Below are 22151 nucleotides of genomic sequence, written 5' to 3'. Positions count from 1 at the left end.
CCGCGTCACCTCTGACGACGGTGCTGTTGGATCAAGTCGGTGCGGGTGGCCGTGCCCATGGAGTCGCGCTGCCCGTTTACGCTGGTGCCGATGGAGCCGTTGTGCAAGGCAACGATCTCGCCCGTATCGACGCTGATCAGCGGTGAGCCGGAGGTGCCGGGTTTCTTGAAGGCGTCGTGGTAGACCGTGCCCTGATAACGGCTGTCCTGGTCGTATCCCTTGAGCGTGGTGGGTTGGCCCTTGGCATTTAGAAATGAAATGCCGAGGGCCTCTTGCCCATGGTTGGGCATAAAGACTTTCTGCCCAGGCGATGCTTGGGGGCCGGAGGCCAACTTGAGCGGCCGGAACTGCTCGGCCAAGGCTTTTTTCTCGCCGGCGGGCAAATCGACACGCAGCTCGGCGTAGTCCAACCGCGCGTCGCCACTGAGCGGCTTGGGGTCCAGCGGTACTTTGCGCTCTACCTTCATCCGCCCGCTACTGTCTTGTTCATAACCCAGCCAAAGCTCGAGCTTGCTGCCCTTGGCCAGCGCGTCGCGCACATGTTGGTTGGTCAGCACGCTGTTGCCATCGTTGATCAGCGAGCCGGTACCCAACGAACGGGTATGCACGCGTTCGTAGCCCCATGAGTCCCGTGTGACGCTCACTTCGCGAATATTGCCCACGGCCCTGGCCGCTGCATGCATCGGTGTGCCCTTAAGGGATGCGTTGGCGTGGTTCTGCAAGGAGAACGGCGCCTGTTGCGGCGCGGCTGTTGGCGTGGGGTGGGGCTTGTACGGTGCGACATCCGCTGGCGACGGCGGTCGTGGGGTTGGCGGTTGAGGCGTAACCCGGGCGGGTGGGGTTGGCATACGGTTCGGCTGCGAGGCTCGGCTGATCACGTCGTCTGGCTTGATTGGCCCTTGGCTCTTGATATACAGGCCGGCTTGGCCCGAGCCGTTCAGGTCAATGGCCAGGCTGTGCTGGCGCGTGTTCGGGTCATAACCGAGCAACGCCTCGCCCGGCCGACCGCTGAAACGACGCACAAACTGCAGGTCCTTGATACCGGCGGCCTGCAGCGCTGCAGACACATCGATCTTGTCCTGCCCGCTGGTGAAATCGGTGATCAGGTCGGGGCGCTGTTGGGTCGACTCGCTGGCGTTGTTATACACAAAGGTATCCTTGCCCAGCCCACCGGTAAGGGTGTCCTGGCCCGGGCCACCGGTCAGGCGGTTATCGGCGTGGTTGCCGATAAGTCGATCAGCGCCCGTGCCGCCGATGGCATTTTCCAGGGTCACGCCTTTGGCAATGGAGACGTTGCCTTTCATGCCGCCGACATCGGAGAAGTGTTCAGCCTTCAAGTTGATGGTCTGGTCCTGATGAAACCGCGAGAAATCCAGAGTGTCGTTGCCGCCCCCATCCCACACGCTGAACACGGGCGTGTCGTCCGCTGAGTTGAGGCTGAGGAAGTCACGCCCGGTATTGGAGTTGAAGCCGTACACCGTGTCGGTGTCGCGGGTTTTGTAATTGGCGCCGTAGAGCTTTTGGATGGCCGTGATGTCGTCCATCAGCGGCGCGCTGGCATAGTGGGTTTGGCCGTTCTTGTTATGGTCATGGCCCAGGTGACCAGCCCACCAGTAACTCATCAGGCTGTAGGCGCGATTGTCCTCGGCATAGCGGGCGTTTTCAGCGTAGCTGCCGCCATTGTTGTATTTGCCGGGGTGCATCAGCCCCAGGGTATGGCCGATCTCATGGGCCAGCAGATAGCGGCTGAAACTACCCTGAGTGAAGGGGCGATTCATGCCATCGGACGCGAACCAGGCCTGTGTGCCATCGCTGTAGATGCCTGGATAAGACGCACGGCCCGAATGGCCGGTCTGGTTCGGGTCATTGCCCAGTAACAGTTGCCCTTTGGCCTCTGGTGCATTCTCAGTGAAGGTGATATTGGCGACATCCGCCCAAGACTGCATGGCGCGCCTGGCCTGCTCTTTTTGCGACGGGGAGAACTCGTTAGCGCCGGTGGGCGTGTTGTAGGTGGCTTGCGCGGGTGTGAAAAAACGGTAGCCGATAGGTGTGATGCCGTCTTTGTCTCGCTCTTTCCAACGATAGCCCGTTCGGGTGATCTGCTCTGCCGCTTGCTCGGTGGTGTAGGAGGGCTTGCCTGAAACGGCCCCGGTATAGCTGGGCCGCTCAGCGAATGAGGGCGGCTGATAGCGGTGTGCGAGGGTGTTTACGGAGTTCATCGTGGTTTCTCTGAATTAAAAGCCTCCAAAGCACTCAAGAAACAGACGGTTCTGACAGGGAGGCGGACCCTCGATATGTGGTGGGTGGTGATGGCAGGTTCAGTTGGTTGTGTCTCGAAAGATGACGCAGCGAGCTGACGGCTCAATATCCGTGTTTAACCCGTAGGGAGGTTGGGCTACGTCTGATCGGTTGAACGGATCATTCATTCACGAGGTTCAGCCCATGTCCCGCTCTCTGCTTTTGCTGCGTCCCGCTGCCCAAGGCTTTGCCGTTACCCTGCTGGTGATGCTGGCCGGTTGTGGACTGTCGTCGTCCCCGGATGTCGCCAAGCCTGTTGAACCGGCGCCCATCGCCGAGCTGCAAAGCGCGCCGGCCCAGGGCGCTATGGTCAAACGCATGGCGATGCCGGCACCGATGAGGGTGCGGGAAATGGCGACGATGGACTACCGCAGCGAACCTCGCGAGCAATACGCCAACCTGCCGGACAACCCGGTGCATCGCGTCGCCGAGACTCCGGTTTCCACTTTCAGCGTCGACGTCGACACTGGCAGCTACGCCAACGTCAGGCGTTTCCTCAATCAAGGTCGCCTGCCGCCCGAAGGCGCTGTGAGATTGGAGGAAATGGTCAATTACTTCCCTTACACCTACGCGCTGCCCACCGATGGTTCACCCTTTGGCGTCACCACCGAGCTCGCCGCCACGCCCTGGAACCCGCGCACAAAATTGTTGCGCATCGGCATCAAGGCCTCCGACCGCGACGTGGCGGACCTGGCGCCGGCCAACCTGGTGTTCCTGGTGGACGTGTCTGGCTCCATGGACCGTCACGAAGGGTTGCCGTTGGTGAAAAGCACGTTGAAATTGCTGGTGGACCAACTGCGCGATCAGGACCGCGTGTCATTGGTGGTCTATGCCGGTGAATCCCGCGTGGTGCTCAAGCCCACCTCCGGGCGTGACAAAAACACCATCCGCAACGCCATCGACCAACTTACCGCCGGTGGCTCCACCGCAGGCGCCTCCGGCATCGAGCTGGCCTATCAGATGGCCCGCGAAGGTTTTATCGACAAGGGCATCAACCGCATCCTGCTGGCCACCGATGGCGACTTCAACGTGGGCATCAGCGACTTCGACAGCCTCAAGCAAATGGCGGTCGAGCAGCGTAAAAGCGGCGTGTCCCTGACCACCCTGGGCTTTGGTGTGGATAACTACAACGAACACCTGATGGAACAACTGGCCGATGCGGGCGATGGCAATTACGCCTATATCGACAACCTGCGTGAAGCGCGCAAGGTGCTGGTGGAGCAACTCAGCTCGACCCTGGCCGTGGTCGCCCGGGATGTGAAGTTGCAGGTGGAATTCAACCCCGCCCAGGTCAGCGAATACCGCCTGCTGGGCTATGAAAACCGTGCCTTGAAGCGTGAGGATTTCAACAACGACAAGGTCGATGCCGGTGAAATCGGCGCAGGGCATACGCTGACTGCGCTGTACGAAATCGTCCCCAAGGGCGAGAAGGGCTGGTTGGAGCCTTCGCGCTATGCCGCCGCGCCTGCGATTGAAGGTAAATCCGACGAGCTGGCGATGCTACGGGTGCGCTATAAACCTGCTGCGGGAGGCAACAGTCAATTGATCGAGTACCCCATCGCCAACCAGCCCACCCCAGCCAGCGAAGACCTGCGCTTCTCAGCCGCCGTGGCCGCGTTCGCCCAACAGCTCAAGGGCGATGGCCGCTACACTGGCAACATGAGTTTGCAGGACACCGCCAAACTTGCCCGCTCGGCCCGCGGCGATGACCCGTTCGGCCTGCGCAACGAATTTGTGCAACTGGTGGAGTTGGCCCAAAGCCTCAAACCCTGATCCGGCCCGCAACAATGTGCAAATGGGGGAGGGTGCAAGCCCTAATGCCGAACGAAATGCTCAAAGCAGCGAAGATCAAATGTGGGAGGGGGCTTGCCCCCGATGGCGGTGTGTCAGCCAGCCTATTTTATCCTGACCCACCGCTATCAAGGGCAAGCCCCTCCCACAGTTAGATCAGCTTCGACTGAAAGAAGGAGTTCACTATTAGATGGCCGTTCCAGACGATTCACCCAGCGACGAATCGCTGCTGGCCCGCTACCGAACCGGTGACGCTGGCGCATTCGAAGCCCTGTACACGCACCACCGCCAGGGCCTGTACCGCTTTCTCATGTCCCTGTGCAACAAGGCCGAACTGGCCGAGGAAATCTACCAGGACACCTGGCTAAGCCTGATCCGCAGCAACACCCAGCCACAGGGCCGGGCGAGTTTTCGTACGTGGTTGTTCCAGATCGCCCGCAACCGCCTGATCGACCACTGGCGCAAGCACGGCATCCACAACCCCCTGCACGACAGCTACGATGAGCAACTGCACGCCCAACCCGACAGCAGCGCCGGCCCCGAGCAACAGCTGAGCCTGAGCCGCGACCAGGCGCGCCTCGACGCCGCCCTGCAAGACTTGCCCGAAGACCAGCGCGAAGTCTTCCTGCTGCGCCTGCACGGCGAGCTCGAAGTACCGCAGATCGCCACCCTCACCGGCGCCCCGCTGGAAACCGTAAAAAGCCGCCTGCGCTACGCCCAGCAGAAACTGCGCCGCCTGTTGGCCGAGGAGATACCCGCATGAACGACTCCCGACACGACCCAGACACCGACGACGGGCTGATCCAGCACTTTCGTCAACACAGCAGCGGCGAGCCGCCGGCGTCACTGGACACCTTCATCCTCAACGCCGCCCGCCGCGAAGCCCCGGCGCCGCAGCCGAGCCTGTGGCAGCGCTGGCTGCAAGCCTGCCAACGCCCGCGCTGGCAGATGGCATTCGCCACCGTCGCCGGCTTGGCGCTGATGATCGGCGTTGTCATGCGCTCCCCCGTGCCGCAGCCCGAGATCTCCACCGCGACATTCTCCGCGCCGCGCCACGAAGAAGCCGCTCACCCGGCCCCCCAAGCCTTTTCCGCACCTGCGCCAATGGCCCGGATGGCGACGGCACCCAGGGCTGAAAGTGCCCCGGCCCAGGCTGAAATCGCTGAAGTAATGGCGGCCCCGCCAGCGGCCAAACTCAGCAAGCCTGCGCCGGGTGCATTGCCCTCCTTGGAGCAGGAGTTGCAGGCCATCGTGAAGCTGCGCGAGGCGGGAGATACCAAGGCCGCCGATGAAAAGCTGCTGGCGCTGCATAAGCGCTTTCCAAACGAAGATTTGCCGGCGCGGTTGCAGGCGTTGCAGAAGCGCTGAACCTGCGAAAAAAGCCCCAGGTCTTTTGGCCTGGGGCGTCTTCATGCGTAGGGGGCGCTTGCATTGTCTAGCTGGGTATATGTCAAAGTCTGCCAGATGCGCGATTTACCCATCTGTGTGAAATAGAACATTTTTGGGCTGAAAAAAACACAGGGGCAAATACGCATATACTGTGCACGATGATGGTAATAGTTGTCTGATGTTGTGGCATGAGGTCTGTTGAGCGTCGATGAATAAAACTGATCTACTGAACTATTTGAAAGAGACCAGTTACGCGATGACCCAAAGTGATATGGACGAAGCTATTCTTCTCCACTTCGAACTGGTAACGCAAAGCTATAGAAAAAAGCCGTTTTTCTACAAGACGTTGTTGAAATACGACAGGTACATGGTCGCGCTCTCTTTATTAAGCTTCAGTTATGAAGATGGTCGCGTTCCCTTGTCTAAAGTCAAGGCCTTCTGTCAGGAGCGAGGCTATCTTTCGCGCAATAGCCTGGATGCCTATTTTTCTTTTTTTTTCATCTCCGGGTATATGCATGTTCACCTGCACAACGAAGATGGAAGGCAGCGTATTTTCGGACCGACACAAACGGCATTGTGTGAAACCGCGAGTATGCTCAAGGCGTATCTGTTGCCGTCGCAAATGATCGTGCCTTATTTGGGCCGCCAGGTGAACGCCTTAAATTCCGAAGATCTATTGCGCTATTTCTTCAGAGGCTTTTCCAAGTTGCTTGAAGCCGACTTGATGCTTGACAAACTAATGCCCGAGACAATGTGGCTCGTCAATCGAGCCGGGGGGCATCTACCCATGCTCGCGCTTTACACAGATGCAATGAGGAACGGTTCGTTACACTCTAATCAGAAAGTCTCATCCTATGTTGAGCTTTCGAAACGTTTGAGTGTTTCAAAGACGCATTTGATACGTATGGTTAAAGAAGGCGAGGTGAAAGGTTATTTTAAGTGTCACAAACATTCGGTAGAGCTGCGCCCGGTGTTTCTGGAACTGGCGCGTAAGATCATGTCAGTGCATTTTTCTGTCGTGTGCATAAGCATTGAATTGGGCATGGATATGAAAGCCGAAAAATACGCATGCTAAGGCTTTCGGCGTTCGGTGAACCGTCAGGCCTTTAGATGTTTGCAGATGACGGGTGACTGTGGCGGTGTAGTTGATGGGCGGCCTCAAAGATTGACGAGCATATTCGATGGTCTTGGGAAAGGAGTTTATCAATGCCGGCGATTTTCAAGATTAGACCGAGAATGCGAACGCTGTTATCACCAGCAGTCATAAAAATTGAGTTGGTAGGTATATTGGCGTGGCTGGGGGCGCTTTTCATTGATTCGGTATCTGCACTGAATGTGATACACCTGTTGATCACGCTTTGCTTGTTGAGCGTTTGGTACGTTCATCGCGTGATACGCAGTTTTTTAATGTGGAGGGTGATGGGCGGTCTTTACATTTTTGTTCTTTCAGTCGGGTTTGCCTACGTGATTCGCTCGCATATGGAGCTGCGAATATTTGCCTTGCCGTTGGCAGTGATCATTGTACTCAGCAGCGCTATCTTATTTATAACCGTTGGTGATTATTTGCTGTCCAGCGTGCAGGTCTGGCTATTGATGTGGACCCATATTGATATCGATATATACCGCGGTCAAGAGTTGTACTTACTGTTGTTTTGCCTCTCGTCTGTGTCGATTGGCTTTACCCTGAGTTTTACTTATTTGAGAAATTTGCGCTCGGTGTTATTGGTAGAGAGTGAGATCAGGACGCTCGCCGAGACTGACTTTCTCACGTCTTTGCTGAATCGTCGCGCCTTTATGGAACTCTTCCAAAAGCTATTGGCGGATGGGCGGTACGGCTATTTCATCATGTTAGATATCGACGGCTTTAAACTGAAGAATGATCAGTACGGTCATGATGTCGGCGACAAGATCCTGTGCGCCATGGCCAACTGCCTGAAATCAACACCGGGCAGTTACTGTGTCGGACGAATCGGTGGTGAAGAGTTCGGGGTCCTGGTGTTGGACGGCGACGATTCGATGGTTCAGGAATACGCGTTGCATTTATTGGGTGCTATCCGGGCCAGTGTGGCGCCCCCGCATCATTACACCTGCAGTGCAGGAATAGCGCGATTCTCGGAAACCTCCGACATGTCGGCGGTGCTCAAGTGCGCCGATAAAAATATGTACAGGGCCAAACATAACGGCAAGGATCGCGTGTTTCAGGATGGCGAACAGGTTGGCGCACTCATGCTTCCTCTTTTTGCGCAATAACCTTCAAACGTGGGTGTGATCATGAATATCGAGATTAACTATATTGAATCGCCGCCTTGCTACGTCTTGACGATGGGTGAACTGACTCTGATGTTTGAAACGCGTGACGAGGCGGAAGAGTTTGTTCGGTTCCTGCGCGGCTACGACGATGAAGAAGAAATCGTCAAGGATTAGATGGCTTCATCTGGGCGTGGAAATGGTTTAGCAACTGTTTTTTGTCGGGAGTGATCAGCGCTTTATCACTGAAGCCTCCTCGCCAATAGGTCGGTGCATCTTTTAAATAACCTGAGCACATGCAATGAAGTGGATAAAAAATGCGAAGCTTGCAACCAAGCTGTTGATGTCCTTCGTTTTGGTTGCGCTGATTACGTTGGTGGTCGGGGGCATTGGCTGGAGTGGCGTCAAGAAGTTGGGTTTTGCACTCAATCTTACCTTTTCAGACACCTTGGTTTCGGCTTCCAGCGTGTCCGAGGCGAAAGGCTTGATCATGACGCACAACCGCAATCTTTATCGTTTGTTGACGTTTGCGGCATCGGGAGCCGACAGAGCGGATGTGGAAGCGGTAGCGCGAGCATTGAATGACACCCAGCAACAGGTCGATAAGGTCTTCCACCACTATCGCTCAACCCCAATGGGCACTGAAGAGCGCCTGGCAGGTGAGGCATTCGAGAAACTCTGGGCAGCTTATCTGGTAAGCGCCAAACAGGTCATTGAGGCCATTAATCAAGAAAATTTTTCATCGGCCAGAAACCTGTTGAGCAATGAAAATGTACGCGCCATGAGTAACGCCCGCGAGCAGCTGGACGTTATCTTGGGCATCAACAGGGTTGAAGTAGACAAGCAAGCGCAAGCCGTTAACGCCACGATCAGTGAGTCGACGACTCAGTTGTTCGTGGGCGTATTGCTGTCCTTCATGATCGCCATTGCGTTGGGGGTGTGCATTACACGCAGTATCACCCGTCCGATCGCCTCGGCGGTCATCAGTGCCGAGCGGGTTGCTCGTGGCGATCTGACTGAAATGATCCGCACCCATCGTGAAGATGAAGTGGGGCAGTTGCTTAACGCGCTGAGCGCAATGCAACGGAGCCTGAAAAAGACGCTACAGGAAATCGCGAGTGCCTCGGATCAATTGGCTGCCGCTGCAGAAGAGCTGAGCGCCGTGACCGATGAAAGTACCCAAGGCTTGATTCGCCAGAACGATGAAATTCAGCAGGCGGCGACGGCGGTCAACCAGATGACCGTGGCTGTGGAAGAAGTGGCGCGCAATGCTATTTCCACATCGCAGGCTTCTGAAGAAACGCGCAGCGAGGCAGTAAAGGGGCACGCTCACGTCGATGATGCGGTGGTCGGGATCACGCGAATGGTCAGCGAGATTGAAGGCTCGGCCGGTAAAGTCGAATCCCTCGCCGGGCAAGTTCGCGACATCGGCAAGGTGATTGACGTTATACGCAGCGTCGCAGAGCAGACAAATTTATTGGCATTGAACGCTGCGATCGAAGCGGCCAGGGCCGGAGAGCAGGGCAGGGGATTTGCCGTGGTTGCTGATGAAGTACGCGCTTTGGCCCATCGCACCCAGTCATCGACCGTTGAAATCGAAGGGATGATCAATGCCGTACAGCAATGCGCGGATGAGGCCGTTGCCGCAATGGGCGATAGTCGGTCCTTGGCTACGCAGACGCAGCGCTTGGCCGCACAGGCCGGGGAAGTGCTGCAAAGAATTTCGCTCGGCGTCGCGCAAATCAATGACCGCAATATCGTGATAGCCAGCGCCTCTGAAGAACAGGCCCAGGTAGCGCGTGAGGTTGATCGTAACTTGACGAACATCCAGGACTTGTCCGCGCAAACAGCTGCTGGCGCGAATCAGACCAATGCCTCCAGCCATGATCTTTCGAGACTGGCGCTGTCGTTCAATGATCTGGTATCCAAGTTCAAGCTCTGAATGAAGGCCTGCTCTGTGTCGGCAGGGGTGGGTTCTCTAGGTTTTATAACCCGCCGTGGGCCTTGTACCAGGCCACCGTGTCAGTGAGGGTCTGTTCCAGCACGCGAAAGCTCAGGCCCAGCTCTTCTTCACTTTTGCGATGGTCAAAGCAGGTACGGTGCTCCTCTCGTATCAACAGCCGCAACGTCGCCATGCTCAGCAAGATGGGCTTGCCGGTCAGGTAGGCGTAGGCCTCTTGCACCGCTGCCAACAGGTAGAGCGCAGGCAGCGGCAGTTGCCGGGACGGTGTCTTGACCCCGGCGATACGCCCCAGCACTGGAATCAGCTGGCGCATGGTCAAGTTGCGGCCGGCCGCGAGATAACGTTCGCCCCGTCGCCCACTTTGTGCGGCGGCAATGTGCGCCCAGGCCACATCGCGGGCATCGACCAGGGAAAAGGTGCCGGGGATCAGCCCCGGCAGCTTGCCGTTGGCGACGTCCTTGACCAGTTGCCCGGAAGAGGTCGGCCCACGGTCGCCCGGCCCCCACATCCAACCGGGCAACACCATGCAAGCGTGCATCTGCGGATGGCTGTCGAGAAATCTCAGCACCTCCCGCTCAGCCAGGATCTTGCTGCGATAGTAGTCATCCGCATCGGCTTCGGCCCGCAGGCACGTTTCGTCGATGGGCGTGCCGGGGGCACCGTCGAGCACGGCAATCGATGACGTATGCACAAACCGTCGTACACCGGCGTCATAGGCATGCTCAAGCAGTGCTCGCGTACCGACGACATTGATCTTTTCCAGCGCTTCCCAATGGCTGCCGCCCTTGTAGTTATCGCGAAAGAACGCTGCGCAGTGAAACACCGTATCGCAGCCTTGCAGGGCAGCCGCGAAGGCGCCCACATCGGCCATGTCCCCCACCACCAGCTCCACGCTTGGCAAATCGCTGAACTGCTGCTCGCCCTTTGCCGGCGAACGGACCAGGGCTTTGACCGCGTAGCCACGTGCGACCAGCTCCCGTACCAGGTTGTTGCCCAGCAAGCCGGTGGCACCCGTCACAAAGGTACGGCGCAAGCGGTTGGGGTTCGTCTTCATACAGGCCATTCCATTCGTTTAAAGGCCCGTAGATATACCGGTGAGACCGCGCCTGAAAAACGGCGACTGCTGCATAATGGCTTTGCACATCAGCAGACCAGGGAAGCTCATAGATATGGCGTTGCAGGCAAATTGGGACGATCTTCGCCTGCTGTTGGCGGTTTCGCGGCGTGGCAGCTTTTTGCAGGCGGGGCAGATGCTCGGTGTGGCCGCGTCTACTGTCGCCCGGCGCCTCACCCAACTGGAAACCGCCCTGGGTGAGCCGCTGGTGGAACGAGGGGTGGAAGGCTGCCGGCTCACCTCCCGAGGCCAAGCCCTGGTGGACGTCGCCCTGGCAGCCGAATCCGGCCTGCGACGCCAGACCGCGGTCGACGGCGCGCAGGCAACGCTAAGCGGCACGGTGCTGGTCAGCGCCGGCGAAGGGTTTTCAGCGAGCGTACTGGAAGCCGCCAGTCGCTTTACAGCGCTGCACCCAGGCTGCTCCGTGGAATTGCAGACCACCACCGACTTTCACAAGATCGTACGAGGCGTTGCCGATATCGCCGTACGCACAGCCCATCTTGGGGAACCATCCCTGATCTATCGAGGGCTCGGCAAGCTCGCCTATGGCGTCTTCGCAACCGCCGAATACCTGGAACGGTTCCCCGCCCTAACCCCCGCCACCGCAGCCAACATCGCCTTGCTGCCACCCCTGGACCTGCTATCGCAAATGCGCGCCGCAAAAGCCGCCGGGCTCGACCATGCGCCCATCAGCGTGAGCTCGTTTGCTGTGCAGCTTGAGTCGGTGAAGCGAGGGATGGGTGTGGCGGTGTTGCCGCGAATTTTGGCAGCGGGGTTGAGTGAGGTTTTCCCGGAGATAGCACTGCCGCCGATGGAGGTTTATCTGGTTACACGGCCGCAGGCGTTGAAGCAGGTGCATATTCAGGGTTTTTTTGGGGTGTTGGAGGGGGTGTTGCGCGGTGAAATCTCTAGCCTGGATAAGTAGCGTTCCAGGAATTCATCGTGGGAAGGCAGGCGTGACCCATCCCACTGCCTGACTTCGGCGCCTGTCTCGCCTTTATCAAGCGGCCCGTTGTCAGCCAGTCCGTTACTTGTGGTAAGAGCTAATACGTGTACACGTCTTGCTGGTGACTTTCGGCAGCCGATGTGCCGCTGCAGGCCGTGCCGCTTGGATAATGCAGTGTTCCTTATGACCATCTCCGTAAACCATCACTGCCGAGGTGGTAGAGGTACCATCTTCGTTCAAATACGTTGTGACATTTTCACTGCTCTCTGGGCGTTTATCAGGGCCGCCATAGGGATCAGGGATCACAGGGGACTCGGCCGCATAGGCAGCCTGGGCGAGCAATAGAAATGTGAATGTGCAGATGAATTTCACAATAAGTCCTTCGACAGGGTTGGCGGTTCAGTAAATACGATTTGGGGCTGCTACGCAGCTTAGACCGCGAAACCCCTTAGGAAATTTTCCCCGCGTTCTCGGCTTGCCTCTCAGATACCCCATACGAACTCGGCCCGCAAAGGGCGGGCTCACGGGAGCCTCTACCTCATAAGTGGAGCGAATCACACTCGGACTGGATTGGTGAGCGCTTCGTCTCGAATAGGGCCATTCCAAGCGATGGGTGAGAGTAGGAATACTGCGATAAGGAAAGCTACCTGCGACAGGTAGAACGGCTCCAGCCACTGCTGCTTCAATGCGACGTAAAAAGTGTTATGGGCCACGTCGACCAAAATAATCGCTGCCGTAAGCACGATTCCGGCTCTTGGTTTGATGAAAAGCAACAGCGCTGCAAGCGGGTCAAAAAACGTGAGCGCTCCCCAGAAAATACGGCTAGCCAAGTAAGTGCTAGGCCCATATCCGTAGTCCCAGAGCAATCCATGCGAAACGTCTGCACGGATGTGATTAGCGGTTGCGATGAAAAGGCAGGATGCGAACAAAATTCTGACGGCGAATGACAATCTTGGCATGGGTTATCTACATTCGTGGTCTATGCCCTGCATGATAGCGGGACCGATAAACGGCGCCATCAGTCGCAATGGGAAGGCGTGATTGCCGCCCGTTTCACGCTGGCTGAAAAAGCCGTCTAAGTTCGTTGCTCCATCCCCGACGAACGGTAACGACATCACCATCACCACTCCTCTGATGATTCAGACCATAAGTGGCCCCGTTACCTCGCTCCTCACTTTTGAGGAGCCATCGTCACACATTTGCGGCGATAGTGCTGGTGCCGTGTAGCAGTTCCACCACACAGAGGCGTTCTTGCCATGCCCCCGCGCCAGCACCACCCCGTATCAGGATAGTAGTGATTTCGGGTGAATTTCAGGTTCAGGCCTCAACTGTTCCATTCTCGGAGCAGTTTCTCCTGCGCGTCCTTTTCTGCACGCTCCTTGGCTACCAACTCATCGTGGAGAGGTGGGTAATATGCCCAGTTGATTTTCCATGCCGGAAACCACGCCCAGCGCAGAAGAGCAAACACGGCGAGCACTGCTGCAATACCGACGTTATCGTTAGTATGAGAAAGAAATACTTGGACCAGTGATCCAGTACTGTCATTCGTGCCAAGACTCCAATCGAGTATGCACAGTAGGGTCATGCCGAAAAAAAGCATCCCGATCTGCTCTCGTTGCTCTCGGGCTTCTTCTATCTCCGCTGACCGTTTTTCATACAGTTTCATTAGAAATTCGCTGTTCTGTCTCAAAGCATGTTTATGGAGCTGGTGGAGCGATACGCACCCATTTGGCCGCTCGTAGCGCTCCGCCCGAATGTCAAAAAGACTGTAAGGAATAGCCGATCCAATTAGCGATAATATTTCACGCAGTGCAGTCGCAAGCGCTGGGATGCCGAATGAGACAATAAGGCCAAATGAGCAAGCGGCTGTGAGCAGGTACCCAAAGTTGGCCCAGACTCTTTCAAGAGAAATGGACATCTCTAGAACGCCTGGTAGTTTCCTTAGCAACAAAGCTATGTCCAAAAAAAGAACTAAGTACGCAAGGCGAACTGCCCATTTCCATTCCCATGCTTTTTCAATCAACCCTATAGAAACCGGCGGGCTGGATTCTTGGTTTTTTTTCGTATGCTCTGTCATTTGGGCCTCCTTGGTGAAGGCTTCGAGCATAGGTAGTGATAGGTGACAGGTCTAGATGGCACTAGCTAACGGCGAGAGACGTTAGCTAGTGCTCCCGTTGCCAAGCGCGGATGCGCTTAATCATCAGCGCGCCGCGGCACGAGCAGGTATTGCTATGATTGCCACGATTCGACCAAAGCGAAGTAGAAAAAGAGAAAACGGGGACAGATTTATTTTCACGGCGAAAAGATGACGGCAATCCCGGACTGCCCAAACTAAAACCCCGCTCGACTCCCTCCCAACACCGCCCCCTACAATCCCTACACAACAAAACCCCTCCCTCACCACCCACCAACCCCAAAAAACAAAAAAGCCCCAGATCTCTCGACCTGAGGCTTTTTCATTTCATATCTGGTGCACCCGGCGGGATTCGAACCCACGACCCCTGCCTTCGGAGGGCAGTACTCTATCCAGCTGAGCTACGGATGCTTGTGCGGGCGACATCATACCCATGTCGACCTGATGCGTCCATGCTGGTCTTTGGGCGTTTAAGCGTAGGAATTCGCCGCGTGCAGGCCCTGGGCCGGGTGTCAGCGATCAGTGCGGTGAAACCAAGCGCAACTATGCTGATCATAAGATTTAGTCAGATGTGCCGTTTTCGTTCTTTTTTTCGAACATCCTATTGCCCTATACCCCCATTGATCCTAGGATTCGTTTGAGATTTCAAACGCTCTGTCTCCCGTGCGCTGTATTTTTCTCCCGCGCGCTGGGGCTGATTTCCCTGACGGCAGCCCACAAGGCGCCTTTCAACAACTCTAATTCGCTCCGCGTGCGCGCGGTGCTGTTAAGGAAAGCCGACATGCAGCTCAAAGATACCCAATTGTTCCGCCAGCAAGCCTTTATCGATGGCGCTTGGGTCGATGCGGACAACGGTCAGACCATCAAGGTCAACAACCCGGCCACGGGTGAAATTCTCGGCAGCGTGCCGAAGATGGGCGCCGCGGAAACCCGCCGCGCCATCGAAGCCGCCGACAAGGCCTTGCCGGCCTGGCGTGCTCTTACCGCCAAGGAGCGCGCCAACAAGCTGCGCCGTTGGTTCGAACTGCTGATCGAAAACCAGGATGACCTCGGCCGCCTGATGACCCTCGAGCAAGGCAAGCCGCTGGCCGAAGCCAAGGGCGAAATCGTCTATGCCGCGTCCTTTATCGAGTGGTTTGCCGAAGAAGCCAAGCGCATCTACGGCGATGTGATCCCCGGCCACCAACCCGACAAGCGCCTGATTGTGATCAAGCAGCCTATCGGCGTGACCGCGGCGATCACTCCGTGGAACTTCCCGGCCGCCATGATCACCCGTAAAGCCGGCCCGGCCCTGGCTGCCGGCTGCACCATGGTGATCAAGCCAGCCTCGCAAACCCCATTCTCGGCCCTGGCCCTGGTTGAGCTGGCGCACCGCGCCGGTATCCCGAAAGGCGTGCTCAGCGTGGTCACCGGCAGCGCCGGCGACATTGGCGGCGAGCTGACCAGCAACCCGATCGTGCGCAAATTGTCCTTCACCGGCTCGACTGAAATCGGTCGCCAGCTGATGGCCGAATGCGCCAAGGACATCAAGAAAGTCTCCCTGGAGCTGGGCGGTAACGCACCGTTCATCGTGTTCGACGACGCCGACCTGGATAAGGCCGTCGAAGGCGCGATCATCTCCAAGTACCGCAACAACGGTCAGACCTGCGTGTGCGCCAACCGCCTGTATATCCAGGATTCGGTGTACGACGCCTTCGCTGAAAAGCTCAAGGTGGCCGTGGCCAAATTGAAGATCGGCAACGGCTTGGAAGAAGGCACCACCACGGGCCCGCTGATCGACGAAAAAGCCGTGGCCAAGGTCCAGGAGCACATCGCTGATGCCCTGGGCAAAGGCGCCAAGCTGCTGGCCGGTGGCAAGGCGATGGAAGGCAATTTCTTCGAGCCGACCATCCTGGTCGATGTGCCGAAAGACGCCGCTGTCGCCAAGGAAGAAACCTTCGGCCCGCTGGCGCCGCTGTTCCGCTTCAAAGACGAAGCCGATGTGATCGCCATGGCCAACGACACCGAGTTCGGCCTGGCCTCGTACTTCTATGCCCGCGACCTGGGCCGGGTGTTCCGTGTGGCCGAGGCCCTGGAATACGGCATGGTCGGCGTCAACACCGGGTTGATCTCCAACGAAGTGGCGCCGTTCGGCGGCATCAAGGCCTCGGGCCTGGGCCGTGAAGGCTCCAAGTACGGGATCGAGGATTACCTGGAAATCAAATACCTCTGCCTGGGCATCTGACCGGCAAGAGCTTGCAGCAAACGCAGAGGGCACGAGAGCGCTGCCCCTTTGCGTGTTTCACATGGTTATTCGTAGTGGCCGGGAAAGCTGTGGCAGTCGATCATCGCATGCTGCCGTAGTTGCCTCCCCGCCACGTATGCCTTGGACCACGCCACCCGATGAGTGGCGAATGAGGACTTTATGAGCAAGACCAACGCTTCCCTGATGAAACGCCGCGAAGCCGCTGTACCCCGCGGTGTTGGCCAGATTCACCCGATCTTCGCCGAATCCGCGAAGAACGCCACGGTGACCGACGTAGAAGGTCGCGAGTTCATCGACTTCGCCGGCGGTATCGCCGTGCTCAACACCGGTCACGTGCACCCGAAAATCATCGCCGCCGTGACCGAGCAACTGAACAAGCTGACCCACACCTGCTTCCAGGTGCTGGCCTACGAGCCCTACGTAGAGGTGTGTGAGAAAGTCGCCGCCAAGGTGCCAGGCGATTTCGCCAAGAAAACTCTGCTGGTCACCACCGGTTCCGAAGCCGTCGAGAACGCCGTGAAGATCGCCCGCGCCGCTACTGGCCGTGCCGGCGTGATTGCCTTCACCGGCGCCTACCACGGTCGCACCATGATGACCCTGGGCCTGACCGGTAAAGTCGTGCCGTACTCGGCTGGCATGGGCCTGATGCCAGGCGGCGTGTTCCGTGCGCTGTACCCCAACGAACTGCACGGTGTGAGCGTCGACGACTCCATCGCCAGCATCGAACGCATCTTCAAGAACGATGCCGAACCGCGTGATATCGCCGCCATCATCATTGAGCCGGTGCAGGGCGAAGGCGGTTTCTACGTCGCGCCGAAAGCCTTCATGAAGCGCCTGCGCGAACTGTGCGACCAGCACGGCATCCTGTTGATCGCCGACGAAGTGCAAACCGGTGCCGGCCGTACCGGTACCTTCTTTGCCATGGAACAGATGGGCGTGGCCGCCGACCTGACCACCTTCGCCAAATCCATCGCTGGCGGCTTCCCGCTGGCCGGTGTGTGTGGCAAGGCCGAATACATGGACGCCATCGCCCCGGGCGGCCTGGGCGGCACCTACGCCGGCAGCCCGATTGCGTGCGCGGCGGCCCTGGCCGTGATGGAAGTGTTCGAAGAAGAGCACCTGCTGGACCGCTGCAAGGCTGTCGGCGAGCGCCTGGTGACGGGTCTCAAGGCCATCCAGGCCAAGTACCCGGTGATCGGTGACGTGCGTGCCCTGGGCGCGATGATCGCGGTCGAGCTGTTTGAAGAGGGCGACAGCCACAAGCCTAACGCGGCGGCCGTTGCCGCGGTGGTGGCCAAGGCGCGTGACAAGGGCCTGATCCTGCTGTCCTGCGGCACCTACGGCAACGTGTTGCGCGTCCTGGTGCCGCTGACCTCGCCGGACGAGCAGTTGGACAAGGGCTTGGCGATTATCGAAGAGTGCTTCTCCGAGCTGTAAGCTCAGCGTCTGCATCGATATGAAAAAACCCGCTTCGGCGGGTTTTTTTATGCTCACTGCGGCACATTCAGGCCTCGTTCATTGTACGCAGGCGCCTGCATTGTCTAAGGTGCAAGCATTGCCGATGGAGCGTGCTGGATGACTGCTGTTGATTTACCCGCTGTACCCCGCGTGCTGATTGCCGAAGCGGACCCTTGGTCGCGGGACCTGCTCAAGCAAGTGTTGTTGAATGTGCGTTGTGATGCGCGGCTGGATGTGTGCGCCGATGGGCAGCAGGCCGCCACGCTGTTGCGGGAAAAAACCTATGACCTGATCCTTGCGGACTGGGAGCTTGCGGGCGTCGATGGCCTGAGCCTGCTGCGCAGTGTGCGCCAGCAGCGCCGCTCTCCCACGCTGCCGTTCATCCTGCTGAGCAGCCGTAACGACAGCGCCAGCGTACGCGAAGCCCTGCCCCTGGCGCCGACTGCGTACCTGACCCACCCGCTGAACATGGAGAGCCTGACCCAGCGCCTGCAAGACCTGCTGCTTAACGAAGGCGAAAGCGTGTATTGCGAGATTCCGGCGCTGGCGCCAGGCATGACCCTGCCGGCATTCCTGGAGCGGCGCCGAGAGGTCTGCGATGGCGCGCCGTTGCGTGTGGATGTTAAAACCGCTGTGCAACGCAGCCTGGGGCCCGAGGGTCTGGACCTGCAGCAACTCGAAGACCAGGTGCGTATGGACCCGCAAATCACCGCTGTGCTGATCGCCGCCGCCAACAGTGCCGGGTATCACGGCACGCCGGTGCAGACCCTGCACGCGGCCCTGAACAAGTTGGTACCCGGGCAAAGCATGAACCTCATCCTGGGCCTGGCGCTCAAGCACAACATCGTGCTGGGTGACCCTGGGCTGTTGGCTTACGCCGAGCGGCACTGGCAGTTGTCCGAGGACAGTGCCGAGTACGCCCGACACCTGGCGCGCATGCTGGAACTGGATCACCAGCGCTGCTATAGCGCCTGCATCCTGCATCGGTTGGGCGACCTGGCCTTGTTGCGCTGCCTGGAAGACTGGCGCCAGGCTGGCGGCGCCCTGGATGACGAAGCGATCGGCGAAGCCCTCGATACTTTTGGCGCCGCCTACGGCTCGGCGTTGCGCACGCGCTGGCGCTTGCCGTTGGAGTTGCGCCAATTGATCGCGGCCACCTATTCACTGGAAGGCGGTGTGTATTCACGCGAAGCCTTGGTGGTGAACCTGGCGACACAGATGGCGCGCTTGACCGAGCATGAAGGGCTGCAAGAGCTTGCCAGCAGCAAGACCGCACGGCTGCTCAAAGTGGGCTTGTCCGAACTGACAAGAGTACGCAAAGCCTGACAGACAATGAGATCCAAATGTGGGAGGGGGGCTTGTCCCCGATGGCGGTGGGCCAGTCAAGTATTGTTACGCTGGTACACCGCCATCGGGGGCAAGCCCCCTCCCACATTTTGACCGAGTCTAGCCCGCGATAACGCGGCTTGCCCAGGCGCTTGGCTTCATACATCGCCGCATCCGCCTGGGCGAATAGCAGTATGCAAAACCTGACAGACACTGAGACCAAATGTGGGAGGGGGGCTTGTCCCCGATGGCGGTGGGCCAGTCAAGTATTGTTACGCTGGTACACCGCCATCGGGGGCAAGCCCCCTCCCACATTTTGACCGAGTCTAGCCCGCGATAACGCGGCTTGCCCAGGCGCTTGGCTTCATACATCGCCGCATCCGCCTGGGCGAATAGCAGTATGCAAAACCTGACAGACACTGAGACCAAATGTGGGAGGGGGCTTGCCCCCGATAGCGGTGGGTCAGTCCAGCATTGCTAAGCTGATACACCGCCATCGGGAGCAAGCCCCCTCCCACATTTTGACCGAGTCTAGCCTGCAATAACGCGGTGCTTGCGCAGGCCCTTGGCCTCATACATCGCCGCATCCGCCTGGGCGAATAGGATTATGCAAAACCTGACAGCCAATGAGGCCCAAATGTGGGAGGGGGCTTGCCCCCGATAGCGGTGAGCCAGTCCAAGTATTGTTAACCTGATACACCGCCATCGGGAGCAAGCCCCCTCCCACATTTGAACCGAGTCTAGCCTGCGATAACGCGGTTCTTGCCCAGGCGTTTGGCCTCATACATCGCTGCATCCGCGCGGGCGAACAGGCTGTCGAGGGTGGAGTCATTCTCGCGCAAGCTGGCCAGGCCCTGGCTGACGGTCACGTTGAACTCGCGGCCCTCATAGCTGAACAACAACGCCTGGATCTCCTTGCCCAGCCGTTCGGCCACTTGCAGGGCCATCTCCGGTGCGCAACCGGGCAGTACGGCGGCGAATTCTTCGCCGCCAATGCGCCCGAACAGGTCGCCACGGCGCAGTACCCCGCGACCACTCTCGGCAATGCGCCGCAGCACCTGATCGCCCTCCAGGTGGCCGTAGGTGTCGTTGATGTCCTTGAAGTCATCGATGTCCAGCAACAGGAACGCCAGCGCCGTGCCCTGCACGCAGGCGTTGTCGAACGCCTGGTTGGCGCATTCGAAGAAGTGCCGGCGGTTGCTGCTTTGGGTCAGCACGTCGGTGGTGGCGAGGCGGTGCAGTTCCAGCTCCAGCAGCTTCTTCTCGGTGATGTCTTCGGCCATGCCGACCACGACCAGCGGCTCGCCAGGCACCACTTGCTGGTTGATGTAGCACTTGTCGCACAGCCAGCGGATTTGCCCGTCGGCGGTGATGATGCGGTACTCGCGGTCTTCCACGGCGCCCTGTTCCAGCACGCGGGCCAGGCTGTGTTCGGCGTAGTCGAGGTCTTCGGGGTGAACACTGTTGCGCCATTCCCGGTGATCGGCCAGCAGCAAGCCGGCTGAACGGCCAAAGATGCGCTCGTAGGCCGGGCTCACATACAGCACGCGGCGCGTTTCCCAGTCGATGGCCCATAGCACCGCGTTCACGCTGACCAGCAGTGAACTGAGCAGTTGCTCACGCTCACTCAGTCGCTCGACTTCGCCCTGGGCATGCATCAACGCCAACAGGGTCGCCGCCGCGGCCGGGCGCGGCGGCTCGGCAGTGGGCACATCGGGCAGGCAGGGCTTTTCGTGAACCATCGGTACAACTCTCTCTGGGCGCGCCGCAGGATGGAACAGCGGTACTACAAGGGGTCACCATGATGGCGAAGTGTTCTTTGAGAGAGGGGATTTGCGGTGAAGTTCCATGATCGTGACCGATTGGCGGTGCCCGTAAAATGGCGCCAAAAAGCCAGTGTGTGGGAGGGCAAGCCCTCCCACACTACCGTCACACCGCCGCAGGACGCAGCGAATAGGTCTTCAATTGGTGGGCAAAATCGCGCAGGGATTGGATACCGCTGGCCTCTGCCTCATGCACCCACTCCTTGATCGCAGCCAGCATATCGTGGCCATTGGTGCTGGTCTTGAGCCAGATCTGCTGGAGCGCCAGGCGCTTTTCGTAGATCACCGTCAGCGCATGGCTGTGCTCCAGCATGCTCTGGATGCGCAGGTGGTGGCGGTCATCGAGCAAGCTGGTTTCCCGCGACAACAGGCGCTTGGCCCGGTGGAACTGGTGGCGTACCGAATGATCGACCTTCTCCAGCTCCTGCTTGACCAGCGGGCCAATCACCAATTTGCGGTATTGGGCCATGATCTGGAAGCGGTTGTTGAGGATCGCCATGGCGGTGTCCATGTCCAGGCTGCCCTTGCCTTCGACGCGGTGGGCGATGGGCGCCACGCGCTGCACCTTGGCCAGGCGCAGGAAGCTGAACACCTTGATCCATGCCCAACCCAGGTCGAACTCCCACTTCTTCACCGACAGCTTGGCCGAGTTGGGATAGGTGTGGTGGTTGTTATGCAGCTCTTCGCCGCCGACGATGATGCCCCACGGCACCAGGTTGGTGGCGGCGTCACGGCATTCGAAGTTGCGATAGCCCACAGCATGGCCCAGGCCGTTGATCACGCCGGCGGCCCAGAACGGAATCCACATCATCTGGATCGCCCAGATGGTGATGCCGATGGTGCCGAACAGCAGCACGTCGATTACGCCCATGATCGCCACGCCCAGCAGCGGGTAGGGGGTATAGAGCTTGCGCTCGAGCCAGTCGTCCGGGCAGTTCTTGCCGTAGATGCGCAGGGTCTCGGGGTTTTCCGCCTCGGCGCGGTACAGCTCGGCACCTTTGCGCAGCACGGTGGAAAGGCCCTTGATCACCGGGCTGTGCGGGTCATCGACGGTTTCGCATTTGGCGTGGTGCTTGCGGTGGATGGCGGTCCACTCGCGGGTGTTCTGCGCCGTGGTCAGCCACAGCCAGAAGCGGAAGAAGTGTTTAAGGCCCGCATTGAGCTCCAGGGAGCGATGGGCGGAATAGCGGTGTAGATAGACGGTGACCGCAATGATGGTCACGTGGGTCATCAACAGAGTGACTGCCACCAGTTGCCAGGCTGACAGATCAAGAAAACCGTTGTACCACATAGGCTGTATGGCCCTCAGATAAAGAAAAAAACAGCATCCGCATTATCACTTCCTTTGCAGATAAAACCAGTGGCTGTTTCAGATAAGGCTTACAAGGTGTTTCCTCATCTATAATCCTGATCCTTT

General features: G+C 58.5%; 17 protein-coding genes, 1 tRNA gene and 1 pseudogene. 12 read left to right on the top strand and 7 right to left on the bottom strand.

Going from position 1 to position 22151, the window contains the following annotated elements; all coding sequences use genetic code 11:
* Nucleotides 1–5: 5 nt before the first annotated feature.
* On the bottom strand, nt 6–2219 hold the full coding sequence (locus NMB39_RS27785) for a M10 family metallopeptidase C-terminal domain-containing protein (RefSeq protein ID WP_494339786.1): 2214 nt from the start codon (nt 2217–2219) through the stop codon (nt 6–8).
* 223 nt (nt 2220–2442) lie between these two features.
* Between NMB39_RS27785 and NMB39_RS27780 the strand changes: the two genes are divergently transcribed.
* The 8 genes and pseudogenes from NMB39_RS27780 to NMB39_RS27745 all read left to right on the top strand — a co-directional run bounded on the left by NMB39_RS27780 (nt 2443) and on the right by NMB39_RS27745 (nt 9667).
* Nucleotides 2443–4071: a vWA domain-containing protein gene (locus NMB39_RS27780; protein ID WP_494339787.1), complete on the top strand. Its 1629-nt coding sequence runs from the start codon at nt 2443–2445 to the stop codon at nt 4069–4071.
* Between the two features lie 208 nt (nt 4072–4279).
* Nucleotides 4280–4852, top strand: coding sequence for an RNA polymerase sigma factor (locus tag NMB39_RS27775; protein ID WP_057025552.1), 573 nt, complete (start codon nt 4280–4282; stop codon nt 4850–4852).
* Nucleotides 4849–5457, top strand: a complete 609-nt coding sequence (locus NMB39_RS27770; protein WP_057025551.1) for a hypothetical protein — start codon at nt 4849–4851, stop codon at nt 5455–5457. Before NMB39_RS27775 ends, NMB39_RS27770 begins: the two co-directional genes overlap by 4 nt.
* A 229-nt stretch (nt 5458–5686) precedes the next feature.
* Nucleotides 5687–6553 (top strand): hypothetical protein, encoded by an 867-nt coding sequence (locus NMB39_RS27765; protein ID WP_494339788.1) that lies wholly within the window; start codon nt 5687–5689, stop codon nt 6551–6553.
* Between the two features lie 131 nt (nt 6554–6684).
* Complete coding sequence (locus NMB39_RS27760; protein WP_494339789.1) at nt 6685–7728, top strand: GGDEF domain-containing protein; 1044 nt, start codon at nt 6685–6687, stop codon at nt 7726–7728.
* Nucleotides 7729–7749: 21 nt separating this feature from the next.
* Nucleotides 7750–7902, top strand: coding sequence for a hypothetical protein (locus NMB39_RS27755; protein ID WP_156422424.1), 153 nt, complete (start codon nt 7750–7752; stop codon nt 7900–7902).
* A gap of 124 nt (nt 7903–8026) precedes the next feature.
* A pseudogene (locus NMB39_RS27750) lies at nt 8027–8761 on the top strand (MCP four helix bundle domain-containing protein); the annotation flags it as partial.
* Entirely contained in the window at nt 8747–9667 is a 921-nt protein-coding gene (locus NMB39_RS27745) for a methyl-accepting chemotaxis protein (RefSeq protein WP_494343374.1), read from the top strand. The pseudogene NMB39_RS27750 and the gene NMB39_RS27745, both read left to right, overlap by 15 nt.
* A gap of 43 nt (nt 9668–9710) precedes the next feature.
* Here the strand turns inward: NMB39_RS27745 and NMB39_RS27740 are convergent, their stop codons facing one another.
* Entirely contained in the window at nt 9711–10742 is a 1032-nt protein-coding gene (locus NMB39_RS27740) for an SDR family oxidoreductase (RefSeq protein WP_494339790.1), read from the bottom strand.
* Nucleotides 10743–10857: 115 nt separating this feature from the next.
* Between NMB39_RS27740 and NMB39_RS27735 the strand changes: the two genes are divergently transcribed.
* The gene (locus NMB39_RS27735; RefSeq protein WP_494339791.1) at nt 10858–11727 is read left to right on the top strand and encodes a LysR family transcriptional regulator; all 870 of its coding nucleotides are present in this window, start codon (nt 10858–10860) and stop codon (nt 11725–11727) included.
* Between the two features lie 575 nt (nt 11728–12302).
* Here NMB39_RS27735 and NMB39_RS27730 read toward each other — a convergent pair.
* The 3 genes from NMB39_RS27730 to NMB39_RS27720 all read right to left on the bottom strand — a co-directional run bounded on the left by NMB39_RS27730 (nt 12303) and on the right by NMB39_RS27720 (nt 14293).
* On the bottom strand, nt 12303–12578 hold the full coding sequence (locus NMB39_RS27730) for a hypothetical protein (RefSeq protein ID WP_494343364.1): 276 nt from the start codon (nt 12576–12578) through the stop codon (nt 12303–12305).
* A 494-nt stretch (nt 12579–13072) separates the two neighbouring features.
* Complete coding sequence (locus NMB39_RS27725) at nt 13073–13825, bottom strand: hypothetical protein (RefSeq protein ID WP_494339793.1); 753 nt, start codon at nt 13823–13825, stop codon at nt 13073–13075.
* Nucleotides 13826–14216: 391 nt separating this feature from the next.
* Nucleotides 14217–14293: transfer RNA gene (locus tag NMB39_RS27720), tRNA-Arg, on the bottom strand.
* Between the two features lie 370 nt (nt 14294–14663).
* On the opposite strand from NMB39_RS27720, the gene gabD reads away from it, so the two are divergent.
* The 3 genes from gabD (at nt 14664) to NMB39_RS27705 (ending at nt 18911) form a co-directional block, all read left to right on the top strand.
* Nucleotides 14664–16106 carry an NADP-dependent succinate-semialdehyde dehydrogenase gene (gene gabD, locus NMB39_RS27715; protein ID WP_043049124.1) on the top strand — a complete coding sequence of 481 codons (1443 nt, stop codon included), beginning with the start codon at nt 14664–14666 and terminating at the stop codon, nt 16104–16106.
* Nucleotides 16107–16286: 180 nt separating this feature from the next.
* Complete coding sequence (gene gabT / locus NMB39_RS27710; protein ID WP_057025545.1) at nt 16287–17564, top strand: 4-aminobutyrate--2-oxoglutarate transaminase; 1278 nt, start codon at nt 16287–16289, stop codon at nt 17562–17564.
* Between the two features lie 138 nt (nt 17565–17702).
* On the top strand, nt 17703–18911 hold the full coding sequence (locus NMB39_RS27705) for an HDOD domain-containing protein (protein ID WP_494339794.1): 1209 nt from the start codon (nt 17703–17705) through the stop codon (nt 18909–18911).
* A 740-nt stretch (nt 18912–19651) separates the two neighbouring features.
* Here NMB39_RS27705 and NMB39_RS27700 read toward each other — a convergent pair.
* On the bottom strand, nt 19652–20653 hold the full coding sequence (locus tag NMB39_RS27700; RefSeq protein ID WP_494339795.1) for a sensor domain-containing diguanylate cyclase: 1002 nt from the start codon (nt 20651–20653) through the stop codon (nt 19652–19654).
* 187 nt (nt 20654–20840) lie between these two features.
* Entirely contained in the window at nt 20841–22025 is a 1185-nt protein-coding gene (desA, locus tag NMB39_RS27695; RefSeq protein WP_057024810.1) for a delta-9 fatty acid desaturase DesA, read from the bottom strand.
* Nucleotides 22026–22151: the final 126 nt, after the last annotated feature.

Source organism: Pseudomonas sp. FBCC-B545, assembly GCF_059134095.1.
This window is presented reverse-complemented; position numbering and strand designations above follow the sequence as displayed.

Bases quoted from the DNA above. Each gene is read 5' to 3' on its own strand.
- NMB39_RS27785 (WP_494339786.1), bottom strand. From the start codon at position 2,219: ATGAACTCCGTAAACACCCTCGCACACCGCTATCAGCCGCCCTCATTC.
- NMB39_RS27780 (WP_494339787.1), top strand. From the start codon at position 2,443: ATGTCCCGCTCTCTGCTTTTGCTGCGTCCCGCTGCCCAAGGCTTTGCC.
- NMB39_RS27775 (WP_057025552.1), top strand. From the start codon at position 4,280: ATGGCCGTTCCAGACGATTCACCCAGCGACGAATCGCTGCTGGCCCGC.
- NMB39_RS27770 (WP_057025551.1), top strand. From the start codon at position 4,849: ATGAACGACTCCCGACACGACCCAGACACCGACGACGGGCTGATCCAG.
- NMB39_RS27765 (WP_494339788.1), top strand. From the start codon at position 5,687: ATGAATAAAACTGATCTACTGAACTATTTGAAAGAGACCAGTTACGCG.
- NMB39_RS27760 (WP_494339789.1), top strand. From the start codon at position 6,685: ATGCCGGCGATTTTCAAGATTAGACCGAGAATGCGAACGCTGTTATCA.
- NMB39_RS27755 (WP_156422424.1), top strand. From the start codon at position 7,750: ATGAATATCGAGATTAACTATATTGAATCGCCGCCTTGCTACGTCTTG.
- NMB39_RS27745 (WP_494343374.1), top strand. From the start codon at position 8,747: ATGATCCGCACCCATCGTGAAGATGAAGTGGGGCAGTTGCTTAACGCG.
- NMB39_RS27740 (WP_494339790.1), bottom strand. From the start codon at position 10,742: ATGAAGACGAACCCCAACCGCTTGCGCCGTACCTTTGTGACGGGTGCC.
- NMB39_RS27735 (WP_494339791.1), top strand. From the start codon at position 10,858: ATGGCGTTGCAGGCAAATTGGGACGATCTTCGCCTGCTGTTGGCGGTT.
- NMB39_RS27725 (WP_494339793.1), bottom strand. From the start codon at position 13,825: ATGACAGAGCATACGAAAAAAAACCAAGAATCCAGCCCGCCGGTTTCT.
- gabD (WP_043049124.1), top strand. From the start codon at position 14,664: ATGCAGCTCAAAGATACCCAATTGTTCCGCCAGCAAGCCTTTATCGAT.
- gabT (WP_057025545.1), top strand. From the start codon at position 16,287: ATGAGCAAGACCAACGCTTCCCTGATGAAACGCCGCGAAGCCGCTGTA.
- NMB39_RS27705 (WP_494339794.1), top strand. From the start codon at position 17,703: ATGACTGCTGTTGATTTACCCGCTGTACCCCGCGTGCTGATTGCCGAA.
- NMB39_RS27700 (WP_494339795.1), bottom strand. From the start codon at position 20,653: ATGGTTCACGAAAAGCCCTGCCTGCCCGATGTGCCCACTGCCGAGCCG.
- desA (WP_057024810.1), bottom strand. From the start codon at position 22,025: ATGTGGTACAACGGTTTTCTTGATCTGTCAGCCTGGCAACTGGTGGCA.